The following is a 14931-nucleotide window of genomic DNA, read 5'->3' on the forward strand; positions in this document are numbered from 1 at the left end:
GGTCGCGCCGCGGCGCGGCCGGTGAGGTCCGGCGGCGGGTCCTACTGGCAGGCCTCGCACTCGGGGTCGTCGATGGAGCAGGCCTGCCCCTCGACGATCTCGAACTCGTCCACCTCGTCCTCGGCCGGCGCCCGCACCGGCTCGGCGACGGGCACCGGGCGGGGCGCCACCGCCGGGGCCGGAGCCGGGCTCGGGGCCGGGGCCGCCGCCACGGGGGCGGACGCGACCGGGGCGGGGGCCGGAGCCACGGCGGCCGGAGCGGCCGCGACCGGGGCCGCCGGGGTGGCCGAGACCGCGTTCAGCCGCCCGTCCGTGCCCTTGATGGTGCTCTTCTCCACGTGGGTGGCGCTCTGCGACCGCAGGTAGTAGGTGGTCTTGAGGCCGGAGCGCCAGGCGCGGCGGTACAGGGCGTCCAGCTTCTTGCCGCTGGGGGCCGCCATGTACAGGTTCAGCGACTGGGCCTGGTCGATCCACTTCTGGCGGCGGGCGCCCGCGTCGACCAGCCAGTCGGGGTCGACCTCGAACGCGGTGGCGTACAGCGCCTTCAGGTCGTCCGGCACGCGGTCGATCTGCCCGAGGCTGCCGTCGTGCAGCTTGAGCTGCGACACCATGTCCTCGTCCCACAGGCCGCGGGCCTTGAGGTCGCGGACCAGGTAGTCGTTGACGACGGTGAAGTCGCCGGACATGTTCGACTTGACGAACAGGTTCCGGTAGACCGGCTCGATCGACTGGCTGACACCGGTGATGTTGGCGATGGTCGCGGTGGGCGCGATCGCCATCACGTTGGAGTTGCGCATGCCGGTCTTCTTGACCTTCTCGCGCAGCGAGAACCAGTCGAGGGTCTGGCCGCGGTCCATGGCGAGGTCGCCGCCGCGCTCCTTGGCGAGCAGGCGCACGGAGTCGATGGGCAGGATGCCCTGGCTCCACAGCGAGCCCTCGAAGGTCTCGTAGGCGCCGCGCTCGGCGGCCAGCTCCATGGAGGCCTCGATGGCGTGGTAGCTGATCAGCTCCATGCTCTCGTCGGCGAACTCCACGGCGCCCTGGGAGGCGTAGGGCAGGCGCAGCTTGAACAGCGCGTCCTGGAAGCCCATCAGACCCAGGCCCACGGGGCGGTGGCGCATGTTGGCGCGCTCGGCCTCGGGGATCGTGTAGAAGTTCACGTCGATGACGTTGTCGAGCATCCGCACGGCGGTGCGGACGGTGCGGCGCAGGCGCTCGACGTCGATGCCGTCGGGGCCGGTGTGCTGGGCCAGGTTGACCGAGCCCAGGTTGCAGACCGCGACCTCGTTCGCGTCGGTGTTGAGCGTGATCTCGGTGCACAGGTTGGAGGAGTGCACCACGCCGACGTGCTGCTGCGGGGAGCGCAGGTTGGACGGGTCCTTGAAGGTGATCCAGGGGTGGCCCGTCTCGAACAGCATGGTGAGCATGCGGCGCCACAGGTCGACGGCGCGGACCCGCTTGTAGACCTTGACGCGGCCCTCGTCGGCGGCCTTCTCGTAGGCGGTGTAGGCCTCGGCGAAGGCGGTGCCGTACAGGTCGTGCAGGTCGGGGACCTCGTTCGGGGAGAACAGGGTCCACTGGCCGTCCTGCTCGACCCGCTGCATGAACAGGTCCGGAACCCAGTTCGCGGTGTTCATGTCGTGGGTGCGGCGGCGCTCGTCGCCGGTGTTCTTGCGCAGGTCGAGGAATTCCTCGATGTCGATGTGCCAGGTCTCCAGGTAGGCGCAGACCGCGCCCTTGCGCTTGCCGCCCTGGTTGACCGCGACCGCGGTGTCGTTGGCGATCTTGAGGAACGGGACGACGCCCTGGCTCTTGCCGTTGGTGCCCTTGATGTGCGAGCCCAGGCCGCGCACCGGGGTCCAGTCGTTGCCCAGGCCGCCGGAGTACTTGGACAGCATCGCGTTGTTGCTGATGCCGTGGAAGATCGCCTGGAGGTCGTCGCCGACGGTGGTGAGGAAGCAGGACGACAGCTGGGCGCGCACCGTGCCGGAGTTGAACAGGGTGGGCGTGGAGGCCATGAAGTCGAACGAGGACAGCAGCTCGTAGAACTCGATGGCGCGCGCTTCGCGGTCGTCCTCGTTGAGGGCCAGGCCCATGGCGACGCGCATGAAGAACGCCTGCGGCAGCTCGTAGCGGGTCTCGTCGCTGTGCAGGAAGTACCGGTCGTACAGGGTCTGGAGGCCGAGGAAGGTGAACTGCTCGTCGCGGTCGGCGTGCAGGGCCTTGCCCAGGCGCTCCAGGTCGAACTTGGCCAGGGCCGGGTCGAGCTGGCCCAGGTCGATGCCGCGGCTGATGTACGCCGGCAGGTAGGTGGCGTAGCGGTCGGCCATGTCGGTCTGGGTGGCGGCGTCGGGGGCCCCGGCGATGAAGCTCAGGGCCTCGCTGCGCAGCTTGTCCAGCAGCAGGCGGGCGGCGACGTAGGAGTAGTCCGGGTCGACCTCGACGTAGCTGCGGGCGGCCATGATGAGGGCCAGCTCGACCTCGGAGTCGGGGATGCCGGGGTACAGGCCGCGGCGGGCCTCCGCCAGGACCTTCTCCGCCGAAACACCGGCCAGCCGCGCACAGGCCTCGGTCACGACGTGCTCGATCCGGTCGAGCGCGCTGGGGGGCGCGCCCTCGGTGATCGGCTCGGGCCGAACGGATGCGGGCGCGGCCTCGACGTCAAGGGTCATACAGCGGCTCCAACCTCAATTGAAGAAGTCCCGGCGGGGTGGGGACTGGGTCTGGCGGTTCGTGCGGCGCCCGCCGGGCGCCCGGCGCACCGGGTGCGTACGGTCGTCTCGGCGTGTCACGGGTCGCCCTCTCCCAAGCCCCCGTTTCCTGCAAGCGCAGCACGGCTATGCGTGCGCGCCGGTGTTCGGTTCGCGTTCGCGCGGGCCGTCGTCCGGCCGCCCGGGAACTCTGGGGGTTCCGGGCCGGTCGCGGCGGTCGCGTCCCGCTGATCCGGCAGGGCCGTCCCGGGATCTCTCCGGCGTTCCCTGCCACCCCGAGGGGTGAAGCACCAGCGGGAGTTGATACTACATCTAGTGGGTGCCGCTAGGAACCATCGCAAGATAGTGGCGTGTCTTTGATTTCTCACGTTCTTCGATGAACGTCGAACTCGCCTGCCGGGCGTGGTATGGCCGCACGCATCAGGGCACGTGGAGCGGCATTGCCGGGGGTCCGGAGCGGATCCGGAACGGGGGTCCGGGCGACCCGTCGGAGGGCGGTCGTGGCAAGCCTAAGACTCCCGCGGAGCGGTTCGCGCCCGACCCCGCCGCGGCGGACGCCCGCAGGCCCCCGAAAGCCCGCCACCACGCCGTCGCACAGTCTCGGAGAACCTGGCGTACCCGGTCCGCGCCGACCGCCCGGCCGGGCCCCGGCACGGCCCCTGAGCGATCTGGGTCACCTTCGTCGCGGGCGTTTCGCACACGCACCCGGACATCCCCGGACAGCCCGCCCGGCGGCCGCCCCGCCGCGGTCCCGTTCCGCGGCGGCAGGGGTGCGCGGGTGCGCGGCGGCACGGGTGCGCGTCCACCCGCCCGGCAGCCGTCCCGCCGTGGTTCCGCCCCGTGGCGACTCCGCGGCGGCAGGGGGGCACGGGTGCGCGGCGGCACGGGTGCGCGTCCGTCCGCCCGGTGACCGCCCCCGGCGACGCGGGTATGCGTCCACCCGCCCGGCAGCCGTCCTGTGGCGGCTCCGCGACGGCACCGGTACCGTCCGGACAGCCCGCCCTCACTGTTCGTCGAGGCGGCGGTCCAGGTCGTCCTCGGGCAGGCCGCGGTCGGAGCGGATCCGGAACCGGATGCGCAGCAGCTCCCACAGCAGGTCGTGGACGTAGGGCGTGAGGTCGCGGCCCAGGAAACGGCGCGCCCCCTCGGTGGCCCACCGCTCCGCGCCCTCCAGGTCGTCGTGGGCGTACAGGGCCTCGGCGACGTGCAGGTAGGTCTGGAGTCCGCGCGGCGGCTCGCTCTCCAGCCGTTTGAGCTGAGCCGCGGCCTGCTCCATCTCGTCGAGCTGGAGCAGGGCGCCGGCGCTCAGGGCGCGCGCGTCGATGACCGTGGGGCCGCCGTCGTCGATCGCCCGCTGGTACGCGGCGCAGGCGCGCTCGTACTCCTGGGCGATCTCCCACTGCTCACCCGCGCGGACGAACAGCTCCGCGCGGGAGATCTCGCTCCCGGCGTCGACCCGGTTGGCCAGGTCGAGGAGCCGCGCGGCGACCTCGCCGTGTTCGCCCGAGCGGACGGCGTGGAATTCCAGACGGTCGAGCTCGGCCGTCGTCACGCGGGTCACCCGCATCATCCCCATCCACCTTCCGCATTCGCACGCGGCGCTAGCGCCTGGCACGCTCCAACGCCTGCCAGAACCCTTGGCGCAGCCCGTCCCGGACCTCGTCGCGCAACAGGTGGTCGATCGGCAGTGAGGACCCCTGGAGCAGACGCGCCTCCAGGTCGGAGGGCATCCGGGGCCTGCGGGCGAGGACGGCCTCGACCCACAGGGCGGGGGCTTCGCGCGCGATCGACTCCGCGAAATCGTTCCCTTCCCTGCGCGCGACATGCACCGCTTCGTCAACGGTATGCGCGACGGAGGGCGTCTGCTGGGGATATCCGTGACCGGGCCGGGATTCGTGATATCCGGATGTCCCGAACCCGGTCTCATGGGCGGGACCAGTCGGCGGTGCGCCCCCGTAGGAGCCCACCCCGCCATGGGAGGCGGCGTCAGTTGCCGTACTGGTCCCATAGGTAGGGTTTGCGTCGTTCGCACCCCCGTACCCGGGGTCGTTGCCGGGGAACCTCGGGTCCTGTGGCTGCCCCGCTCTGGGTGGCGGGTGCCCCTGGCGCCCGTCGTCGGCGAAGGAGCGCTGGGGCCCCGTCCCGTTGGCGAACGACTGCTGGGGGCCGGTGCCCGCGGCGAACGACTGCTGTGGTCCCGTCCCCGCCGAGAACGCCTGCTGGGGTCCGGTCATCGACTGCGGTGCCCGGCCGGGCACCCCGTACCCGCCCTGGTCGCCGCGCATCGACGGGTGGCCGCCGGTGGCCGGGTAGCCGCCGGTCTGCGGCGGGTACCCGCCGTTGCCCGCGGCGGAGGGCTGGCCGCCGGAGGGGAACCCGTTGGCGTCGATGGCGCCGCGGCCCTCGCCGCCCGGTCCGGCGAGGTGGTCCCCGCCGCCGCGCTGCTGGGCCAGGGTGCGGCGCATCGCGCGTAGCTGCTCCATGGCGGTGCCCTGGGCGACGGGCTGCCCGCCGGTCCCGGCGAACATCGCCTCCAGACCGCCCGTGGAGGTGTCGACCGGCTCGACCCGGGAGCCCCCGGGCTGGGCGGTGGCGACGGGCCTGCGCGGGGTCTCGGGGGCGGAGTGCCCCCGGCCGTTGGCGAACGGCGTGGTGGTCTTGGCCGCGGTCTCCTGGGGGGCGGAGCCGCCCGAGAGCAGGCTGACGTGCGGGCGCAGGTGCCCGGCGCCGATCTCGATGAGGTCGTCGCACTCCCGGCGCAGCGCGCGGGAGATCGTCCAGTTGCCCTCGACCGAGACGTGCACGACGGTGACGCGCACACCCATGTCCTGGACCTCGGCGACCACCGGTGCCATGTCCTCGTCACCGCTGACCAGGACCACGTCGCACAGGGCCCCGGTCCGGGCCAGGGTGGTGAGGTCGCGCTGGACGTAGCTCTCCACGCCTTCTCTGCGGCCCGGTCTGATCCGCGCGGCCCGGAACTTCACGCCGGGGATGTCCGCGATGCCCTCCTGCTCCTGGGTACGGCGGTCGTCGGAGACCGCCTCGTACCAGTAGCAGCGCAGCAAGGGCAGGCCGGTGCGGTCGCGTGCGACCTCGTTGAGGAACTGCACGAGACCGGAGTAGTCCCAGGAGACGGAGTCCCGGTTGCGGGTTCCGTGCACGGCCATCGCGCCGTCCGCGAGAAGGTATCCCGCGTCGACGAACAACGCGCAACGGTCCACGACATCGCCCCCTTCCCTGTTGACTCTGGGGCCATATCCATGACCGGGGCACAGCCTAGCCAAGTCTGTGTGGTTTTGCGTGCCCCTTGCGAACACGGACAGTCACGGTTCGGAGAACCGGGCGTGAGGAAACCCGCGGGGGAGACGCCCGTGAACGTCTCCCCCTGGTACCGGGTTCCCTTTGCCGGGGCGGGGTTTCAGGTCCGCATCGGGGCCACCAGGGCGACCACCCCGGCCAGCACGGCGTCCTGTTCCGACTGGATTCGGATGTCCGTTTCCCGGCCCACCACGGGGGCGAACCGGACGATGTCGGTGCCGAAGGCCAGCGGCTCGCCCACCGCCCCCCGCGCCGACCCGGTGAACGCGTTGTCGGCCGTCCCGTGCCCGCCCACCGGCGCCGCCACCGCGCCGTCCACCGTCACGCGGTCGCCGCCCAGGTCCGCGTCGCCCTCCCAGGCGATCACGTCCACCTGTGCGGGGACCGACGCGGGCAGCAGGCCCGACACCGGGAAGCGCAGCCCCGACGCGTCGTGGAACACCGCCCCGGTCTCGTCCAGGACCATCGCCTGGTTGTAGGAGCCGATCGACGGGTCCTCCAGCACGACCACCAGGCTCCACCCCGCGTAGAGGGCGCGCCCCTGCATCGCCGGAACGTCCCCGACCCACCACTGGCCGCCGCCCTGGGCCCGCACGATGCCGGTGACGTCGGCGAACGCCTGGTAGGCGGGGAAGCCCGGCAGCTCGGCCGAGCGCACGTCGGTGGCGGTGACCGTGTGGTAGACGTCCTCCGCCGGGCCCTTGATGCGCGCGGTGTGCGAACCGTGGGAGCCCGCCGCCGAGAAGTACAGGCCCGCCCAGCGCACGCGGCCGCCCTCGGGCAGGGTCCAGGTGGCGGAGCTGGAGGAGGTGGTGGTGGGGTTCCAGTCGTCGTCGCGCGGGGCCATCACCCAGTTGTCGTTGTCCCTGGTGTCCCCCTGGCGCTCGCGCGCCTGGGCGCACGGGCCGTCCGAGAGGGGTTCCTCCGGCTCCGGGGTGGGCTCGGGGGACGGTTGCGGGGCGGGCGTGTGGTCGTACCCCTGCGGGGCCTGGCCGCCGGGTTCCGTGACCGCATCGTCACCGGGATCGGCGCCCGGCGCCGACGGGGTCACCTGCGGCACGGAGGGCCCACCGGCCCCTTCCTCCCCGGGGGTCCCCGGGGTCCCGGGCAGCACGTCGTCGGAGCCGAGGCCGGGCAGGCCGGGGACGGTCGGGTCCGGGTCGCGGGGGGCGCCGGGGGTGTGGGGGGCGCGGGACAGGTCGGCGTCCTCCTCCGGGGAGACCGGGGCCTGCGGCGGCCCGGGCTCGGGCTCCGGCCCGGCCTCGGGCGCCTCCGGGCGGCCCCACCACGGCCAGGGCCACTTGGGGTCCTCCGGCTCGGTACAGGTCATCAGGGAGTTGCCGACGCTCTCCACCGTCACCCGGCCCGCCGTCGCGTACCGGGCGGGCACACCCTCCGCGGACACGCCGCGCTCGCCGGTGGCGGCCGCGCTCACCTCACCCGACGACACCGTCGCCGAGGCGGGCACGTCGAGCTGGGCGTCCGGGGCCACGGTCACGTCGAAGAAGTAGGTGCTGTTCTCGCCCGCGGCCATCTCCGGGCGCACGCACTCGCCGCCGCCCGAGCCCGCCGCGCAGCTCCAGTCGCCCTCGCCGTCGGCCATGCGCACCGCGTTGCCCGCGCCGCCCGAGGAGACCATCTCCACGCCGGGGGGCAGGGTGATCAGGGCGACGACGTCGGCGAGCGTGGGCGCGCCCAGGTTGCGCACGTCCAGGACCATGATCCCGGAGCCGCCCGGGACCAGCGCGCCCACCGGGTCGATGCCCACCGCGAACAGCGCCGCGGGCGCCTCCTCGGCCGGGACCTCCTCGTCCGGGATGTCCGCGGGCGGCACCGCCGGGGCGGGCTCCCCCGGGCGCGGCGGGGACTGCGGGGACCGGGGGGCCTGCGGGTCGCGGGCCGGCGGGTCCGCCGCCGGGGTGTCGGCGGGCGGGGCGCCCGGCTGCCGGGGCGCCTCCGGCGGGGCGTCCGGGTCGGGGGCGGCGGCGGGCGGCAGCACCGGCGGCACCTCCGCCGGGGCCGCCTCGTTCGGCGGCGGGATCGGGGTCTGGCCGCCCACCAGGGCCAGGGCGACCGCGACCGCCACCCCGGCCGCGGCGACACCGCCCGCAGTCACCTGCTGCTGGCGGCGCGACATCCGGCTCCACCAGGCGCCCGTGGCCGCACCGCCCGGGGTGAGCGCCAGGTAGCCGGTGGCTCCGACGCCGACCACCAGGGGCAGGACCACCCCGCGCAGGCCGACGTTGACGTCCATCAGCTCCGCGTACACCTCGCGGCAGTCCGCGCAGCCGTCCAGGTGCTTGTCGACCTTGGCGGTGTCGCGCTTGGCCAGGCCGCCCCGGACGTACCCGCCGAGCAGGCCCACCGTGGGGCGGCAGGCCTCGGCGACGGTGCCGCCGGCCAGGTGCATCTGGAGGTAGGCCTGGCGCAGGCCCTCCCGGGCCCGGTAGGCCAGGGCCGCGACACCGTTCGCGTTCAGGCCCAGGATCGCGGCGGCCTCCGCGGGCTTGACGCCCTCGATCTCGGTGTGCCACAGCACCGCCTGCCAGCGTTCGGGCAGGGAGAGGAAGGCGCGGGCGATCAGCGAGCGCTCCAGGCCCTCCAGGGCGGGGTCGACGAAGGGGACGCCCGGGTCCAGGCTCTCCATGTCGTCGGTGACGACCTGGCGCTTCTCCCCGCGGCCTCGGTCGTAGGCGGCGTTGCGGACCGCCGTGAGCAGGTAGGGCCGGAACGAGTCCGTGGGGCCCTTGCCGCGCTGGATGACGCTGAGCACCCGGGTGAACGCCTCGGCGACCGCGTCCTCGACCTCGGCGTCCCCGCGCAGCAGCTGCCGGGCCAGGCCGCGGGCGCAGGCGGCATGGCGTTCGTACAGAACGGCGTATGCGGAGGTCTCTCCCTCCCGCACACGGCGTATGTACTCGGCGTCACCCGTCAGTACCTCGGTGTGGTCTGGCTCGGCGTCGGACACCCGGACGTCCCTTTCTCGTGTGGGTGGTTCACGTGCTCACGTGTTCTCGTGTGGGTGGTTCTCATGTGGGGGTCCACGTGTGGGCGGGGGGCCGAAGGAAGGGGGTTCCCGGCCGGCGAAAAAACACGTCAAAGAAATATCTCGTATCCGCGTCATGGCCGCCACCGATCTCCGTAATCAGGGTGAGGGCGCGCGGAAGGGCCTGTTGCGGGGGCACGAGCCCGACCGCGCGCCGAGAGGGGAGGAGAGCATGGCCGAGACGGACACCGTGGCGGTGCGCGGGCTGCGCGCCCCGTGGGAACGCAGGAGCCGGGAGACCGGCTGGACGGCACCCGAGGAGTGGTGGACGCCGACCGTGGACCTGGTGTGCGCGGCGTTCCTCACCGGCGGGGACCTGCCGGAGGCCTGCGCGCGGCTGGGCCAGGCCCGGGCGCGCGCCGGGACGGGGGTCGGCGAGAGCCTGACCGACCTGGCGGCGTTCACCGAGGTCGCCGGGTGGTGCGATCCTCCCCTCGAACTGGTCCGGGCGCTGGCCGAGGGCTGGGCCGAGGCGGGGCGGGACACCGAGACCTGCCTGGACCCGCTCACCGGGCTGGGCACCGTCGAATACCTGCGGACCCGGCTGGGCGAGCTCTACCGGAACACGGACGGGGTGGGGCACCGGCTGGTCGTGGTGCGGCTCGACCCGGCACTGGACCCGTGGCGGCGGGCGGCGCGGATGATCGTGCTCGCCTACGAGCTGTCCCGGTTCTTCACCCGCGGGGAGTCCGTCTGCGTGCTGGGTCGGGGGCGGATCGCGATCCTGGCCCCGGACGAACCCGGCCTGGACGGCGAACTCGACCGGCTGCGCAGCGGCCCGGGCTGGGAGCACGGCGCGGCCGTCTGGGCGACGCCGCTGCCCGCCGCCCACCAGGCGGCGCTGTCACTGATCGACCGGTTGGGGGGTCGGTCGCCGTGACCACATGAACGCCGCCCGGCGCCGCGCGGCCCGCCTTGAGGGGGGCTGGGCCCGGCGCCGGGCGGTCGGCCCGACACTGTGCGGCCCGCCTGGAGGGGGGCTGGGCCCGGTGCCGGGCGAAAGGGCCGACCGGGTTCCGCCGAGGGGACGGACCGGGTCGGCCCCGCCGGGCGACGACCGCGGACCATCTGGCCCCGAGGGGCGGTCCGCGCCGCCCGGCGACGGGGGCGCCGTCCCGGCGCCCCGGGGAGGCGCGTCCGCTGGGGAGGTGGGCGCGCCTCCTTCATCCCGTGAACCGATGACGGGACCTGTGCGGGGCACCCCTTATATAAGGAGTGCCCCACGTGGCCACACCGGCTCCCAGGGGCCGCCTCCCCCGGACCCCTCACCACAAGCCGGAGGGCGGGCAGGTGTGCGGTGTTAACGCTGTGGGGTGCGGGGGCGGTCTGTCCGGGGCCGCGGCCCTGACGGGTGTGCGGGGAACGGTTCCTCCCGCTCCAGGGGGTCACCCCCTCCCGAGGCCCTCAGCCCCGACCGGAGGGCATCGCGTCTCCCCCGCCCCAGAGGGTCACGACCACACGCGGCCTCCCGCCCCGACCCCAGGGGGTTTCCGCCTTCCCCGGGGCCCTGGCCACATCCTGTCCCTCGGCCTGGAGCCCTCACCACAGCCGGAGAGCGTCGCGCCTCCCCCGCCGCAGGGGGTGACGGCTGTGGGAGGCTTCCGGCCCTGGTCCCGGCTCCGGGGGGTTGCCGCCTGTTTGGGGCCCCAGGCCCCCGCCGGTGGGCAGGTGCGTGTGTGGTGTCAACGCTGTGGGGTGCGGGGGTGGTCTGTTCGGGGCCGCGACCCTGACGGGTATGCGGGGAACGGTTCCTCCGGCTCCAGGGGGTTTCCCACCTGTCCGGAGGCCTCAGCCACGGCCGGAGGGCGTCGCGCTTTCCCCGCCGCAGGGGGTTACCCACCTTTCCCGGGGTCCTCAGCCCCAGCCCGGTCACCTTCCTGGCCGCCTCCGCCGCAGGGGGTGGGGGAGGCAGGAGGCCTCCGGCCCTGGCCCCGGGGGGTTGCCCACCTTCCCCGGGGTCCTCAGCCCCAGCCCGGCCACATCCGTGGCCGCTCCCGCCGCAGGGGGTGACGGTAGTAGGAGGCCTCTGGCCCCGACCCCAGGGGGTTTCCCCCCTGCCCGGGGCCTCAGCCACAGCCCGGTCACCTGCCCGGGGCCTTAGCCATAGCCGGAGGGCGTTGTGCCTCCCCCGCCGCAGGGGGTGACGGCGGCAGGAGGCCTCCCGCCCCGGCCCCAGGGGGTTTCGGTAGAGCGGGACGGGACCCCGGCCCCAGGGGGTGAGACAGCAAGAGCAGGTTTCCAGGACAGCAACCATCTGCGGAGGGCGGTGTGAAGGTCCGCTCTCGGTCGCGTTGGTCTCCACGGGTCACCCCTTGGGAACGTACAGACCCGGGCTGGGCGCGGAGCCGTCCCCACGGTACGAGGCCCGGCAGACCACAGAGGCGTACGCGTTGGATGCACGTCCCGGGTGGTGGGGGTGTTTCCCGGGGACGGGTCGGGGCACAGCGCACATCCCCGGCCACACAGGTCCACGGAAAGACGCTCCGACTGTGAAGCCGCGGTTGCACAGACCTCGCTTGAAAGCCCGACCACAGACGGGGTAACCCCCGCTTCCACTGCCCTCCCTAGACACAGGGGGTGTCGGGAGGAAGAACCACAACCCCCCGCCCCAGGGGGCGAAACCCCGGCCCCGATCGCCCTCCCCGACCCCAGAGGGTGTCCGAAGGAAGAACCACCACCCCCGCCCCAGAGGGTGACGGCCGCAGATACCCTCTGTGCCCCGGGCCGTGGTGCCGTACGGCGGCGGCAGGATGAGCGCACTCCCTTGCCGTGACCGGCGGCCCGCGCTGACCGGCGTTCCGGGTGCCGGTGCGTCGGCCGTGGGCAGGGGTGGCGTGGGGCTCATGGTGGATCCGGGGTCCGTACACAAAGAGGCAGGTCCGGGGTCCGTACACAAAGAAGCAGGTCCGGAGCCCGTACGCAAAAGGACGGTTCATGGCAGTTGACGGCCTGCCCGGCGGGGTGCACGTAGGAGACGTGCTGGCCGGGACCGTGGTCGAGGTGCCACGGCCCGGAACCTGGGTGGTCAAACTTGACCACTTCCCCGAAGGCCCTCTAGGCGAGATCGGCCCACTCGATCTGACCTGGGATTTCTCCCGCGAACGCCCAAAGGCCGAACCCGGGCGGCGGGTCACCGCCGCCGTCACCGCCCAGTCCCTCCACCGGGACCGCATCCGCCTGTCCGCGGCCGCCGCCGAGCACCCCGGGCTGTGGGTGTTCCTCTCCACCCTCTCCCCCGGTGCGCTGCTGAGCGGCACCGTTACCGAGATCCGGAACTTCGGCGTGTTCGTGGCCCTGGACGACGGTCCACCGCACCCCGCCTTCCCCGGCGTCGGCTTCATCACCATCCCCGAACTGGCGTGGTCGTGGTTCGAGGACCCGGCGGAGGTGGTGCGGGTGGGACAGCGGGTGACCTGCCGTTTCGTCCACTTCGACACGTCGAACGGCGAGGCACGCCTGTCGCTGCGCGACACCCTGCCAGACCCCTTCCAGACGTTCGCGGACCGGACCACCGCCGGGGACCGGCTGCGGGGTGAAGTAGTCAAGGAGATCCCGTTCGGGGTTCTCGTCCGGGTGGCGGAGGCCGTCGAGGGCCTGCTCCCCTCCCCCGAGGGGGCGGGGCGCCCTGCGGTGGGTGAGGTGGTGACAGTGACGGTCGCCGAGATCGACCGGGCCGCCCGAAAGCTGCTGCTGGCCTTTGGGGCCGGCTGACATTGGGGCTGGGGTTACTACGTCTGTGGTTGGGCTTTCAAGCGAGGTCTGTGCAACCGCGGCTTCACAGTCGGAGCGTCTTTCCGTGGACCTGTGTGGTCGGGGATGTGCGCTGTGCCCCGACCCGTCCCCTGGAAAAGCAACACCCCCACCACCGGGGACGTGCATCGAACGCATACGTCTCTTTGGTCTGCCGGGCGTCGTACCGTGGGGACGGCTCCGCGCCCAGCCCGGGTCTGTACGTTCCCAGGGGGTGACCCGTGGAGACCAACGCGACCGAGAGCGGACCTCCAGACCGCCCTCCGCAGATGGTTGCTGTTCTGGAAACCTGCTCTTGCTGTCTCACCCCCTGGGGCCGGGGTCCAGTCCCGCTCTACCGAAACCCCCCGGGGTCGGAGCGGGAAGCCTCCCGCGGCCCTCACCCCCTGCGGCGGGGGAGGCACAACGCTCTCCGGCTGGGGCTGAGGGTTTCAGGAGGGGACGGGCTGTGGCTGAGGTCCCAGACGGGTGGGAAACCCCCCGGGGCCAGGGCGGGAGGCCTCCTGCCGCCCCCACCCCCTGCGGCGGGGGTGGCCACGGGTGTGACCGGGCTGTGGCTAAGGCCCCAGGTCAGGTGGGTAACCCCCTGGAGCCGGAGAAACCGTTCCCCGCGCACCCGCCAGGGCCACGACCCCGAACAAGACCACCCCCACACCCCACAGCGTTAACACCACACCCACCCGCCCACCCCGGGCGCAAAAGCTGATCCCGGGCACAAAAAGGAGGCCGCCCACGGCAATCCCCCAGGACGAGGACCCGCACAAGTGGGCAACCCCCGCGGCCAGGCAGGGAACACCACCCCGGCCTGCCCCCAAGGCGTGGGGGAGGTGCGATGCCTTCCGGCTGTGGCGAGGGCTCCGGGAGGGGCAACCCCCTGCGGCAGAGGCGGCGGGTGGGACGGGACGGGGCGCGGCGAGGCCGGGCCGGGCCGGGGCAGGGTTCCGGGGGTTCATGGAGCAGGTATCGGCCCCGGCGCCGACACCCCCGACGTCCGGGGGGACGCGGCCCGGGCGGGCGGCGTCCCCCATCATCGGGCGGCCGGGGTCAGGCGGTGCGGGTGGGGCTGAAGGTGGCCCAGATGTGGTGGCCGAGGTCGCCCCACGGGCACAGCGGAAGATATCCCCAGCCTGTGGACAACTCTTGGACAAGCAGCAACCCGCGCTGCCCCTCCGCCCAGTCCCATTCCTCGGCGCTGCGGGCCCGGGGGATCTCCGGGAACGTGCCGCCGCAGCCCTCGTCGGTGAACCCGAGGCGGACCCCGCCGCCCTCGTCCGTCCACAGGGTGCGGACGACGCGGCCGCCGCGCTCCCCCGAGGCCGTGTACTTGACCGCGTTGGCGAACAGCTCGCTGCCGCAGAGCACGAGCGTTTCGGTCAGGTCGGAATCGAACCCCGCGAGATCCCTGACCAGGTCATGGCGCACGGCGGTGAGCCGGGCCAGGTGTCCCTTGTAGACGCGATGACCCCAGATCTTCTTGCTCGGTGCGCGCTTCACACCCGCACCTCCCGTCGCTCCTGCTGCGCGAGCCACCGGCGGGTGACGGCCGCCAGTTCCCCGAAATCCTCCGAGGTCCCGGGCCTGGAGATGTGGGTGGGAGTGGGAGTGGTGCGGCGGTGCTTGGCGGCCGGGCGGGCCGGGGGTCCGGGGTCTGCGGCGAGGAGGTCCCCCACCGGGGCGGATCGCGGTCGCGGGATGTGCGCGCCCGGGGTGGCGGCCGCCGGGGCGGGCCGCGTGCTCCGGGGAGGCGGAGCGACGGCCGCATGTGCCTGGGGGTGCGAGGTGTTCGGGCTGGTCCAGCCGCGCAGGCGGGCGAGGGCCTGCTCCTGGATGCTAGCGAGTTCGTGTTCGTCGGCGGTGGCCGCCGGGCGCGGGGCCTGCGTGCGGCGGGCGGTGCCGCGTTCGTGGGCGGTGCGGCGCTCGTGGGCGGCGTAGTACGGGCGGACGAGCGGGATCTCGTCGGCCGGGAACTCCTCCCGGGGCGGAGCCAGCTCGCGGCCCCGAACTGCGGCGGACGGCCGGGGCCGAGGCGGGGGCAGGGGCGAGGGCTGGACAGCGGCGGGGGCGGGGTCGGCCGCGTAGCGGCGAACGCGCTTTGACCTGCGG

Annotated in this window: 8 protein-coding genes; 2 read left to right on the forward strand and 6 right to left on the reverse strand. The window is 73.6% G+C overall.

All coding sequences use genetic code 11. The features are described 5' to 3' along the window. Nucleotides 1–41: 41 nt before the first annotated feature. The 4 genes from ACJOT3_RS23355 to ACJOT3_RS23370 form a co-directional block, all read right to left on the reverse strand. The gene (locus ACJOT3_RS23355; RefSeq protein ID WP_406975236.1) at nucleotides 42–2672 is read right to left on the reverse strand and encodes a ribonucleoside-diphosphate reductase subunit alpha; all 2631 of its coding nucleotides are present in this window, start codon (nucleotides 2670–2672) and stop codon (nucleotides 42–44) included. 1042 nt (nucleotides 2673–3714) lie between these two features. Next, on the reverse strand, nucleotides 3715–4287 hold the full coding sequence (locus tag ACJOT3_RS23360; RefSeq protein WP_406975237.1) for a hypothetical protein: 573 nt from the start codon (nucleotides 4285–4287) through the stop codon (nucleotides 3715–3717). Nucleotides 4288–4312: 25 nt separating this feature from the next. Next, nucleotides 4313–5935: an NYN domain-containing protein gene (locus ACJOT3_RS23365; RefSeq protein ID WP_406975238.1), complete on the reverse strand. Its 1623-nt coding sequence runs from the start codon at nucleotides 5933–5935 to the stop codon at nucleotides 4313–4315. 197 nt (nucleotides 5936–6132) lie between these two features. Next, complete coding sequence (locus ACJOT3_RS23370; protein WP_406975239.1) at nucleotides 6133–8937, reverse strand: sigma-70 family RNA polymerase sigma factor; 2805 nt, start codon at nucleotides 8935–8937, stop codon at nucleotides 6133–6135. Between the two features lie 313 nt (nucleotides 8938–9250). Here ACJOT3_RS23370 and ACJOT3_RS23375 point away from each other — a divergent pair, with 313 nt between their 5' ends. Together ACJOT3_RS23375 and ACJOT3_RS23380 are read left to right on the forward strand one after the other, a co-directional pair. Beyond that, the gene (locus ACJOT3_RS23375) at nucleotides 9251–9958 is read left to right on the forward strand and encodes a hypothetical protein (RefSeq protein ID WP_406975240.1); all 708 of its coding nucleotides are present in this window, start codon (nucleotides 9251–9253) and stop codon (nucleotides 9956–9958) included. A gap of 2054 nt (nucleotides 9959–12012) precedes the next feature. Beyond that, nucleotides 12013–12789: a S1 RNA-binding domain-containing protein gene (locus ACJOT3_RS23380; RefSeq protein WP_406975241.1), complete on the forward strand. Its 777-nt coding sequence runs from the start codon at nucleotides 12013–12015 to the stop codon at nucleotides 12787–12789. A 1083-nt stretch (nucleotides 12790–13872) separates the two neighbouring features. On the opposite strand, the gene ACJOT3_RS23385 is transcribed toward ACJOT3_RS23380, so the two are convergent. After that, entirely contained in the window at nucleotides 13873–14322 is a 450-nt protein-coding gene (locus tag ACJOT3_RS23385; RefSeq protein WP_406975242.1) for an ATP-binding protein, read from the reverse strand. Then, on the reverse strand, nucleotides 14319–14931 hold a 613-nt coding region (locus ACJOT3_RS23390), incomplete at its 5' end, for a hypothetical protein (protein ID WP_406975243.1). The genes ACJOT3_RS23385 and ACJOT3_RS23390, both read right to left, overlap by 4 nt.

It is taken from the genome of Nocardiopsis protaetiae (assembly GCF_045446735.1).
Classification (GTDB): domain Bacteria; phylum Actinomycetota; class Actinomycetes; order Streptosporangiales; family Streptosporangiaceae; genus Nocardiopsis; species Nocardiopsis protaetiae.

What these genes read in the sequence shown, in the direction of transcription:
- ACJOT3_RS23380 (WP_406975241.1), top strand. Translation starts at nt 12,013, where the DNA reads ATGGCAGTTGACGGCCTGCCCGGCGGGGTGCACGTAGGAGACGTGCTG.
- ACJOT3_RS23375 (WP_406975240.1), top strand. Translation starts at nt 9,251, where the DNA reads ATGGCCGAGACGGACACCGTGGCGGTGCGCGGGCTGCGCGCCCCGTGG.
- ACJOT3_RS23360 (WP_406975237.1), bottom strand. Translation starts at nt 4,287, where the DNA reads ATGGGGATGATGCGGGTGACCCGCGTGACGACGGCCGAGCTCGACCGT.
- ACJOT3_RS23355 (WP_406975236.1), bottom strand. Translation starts at nt 2,672, where the DNA reads ATGACCCTTGACGTCGAGGCCGCGCCCGCATCCGTTCGGCCCGAGCCG.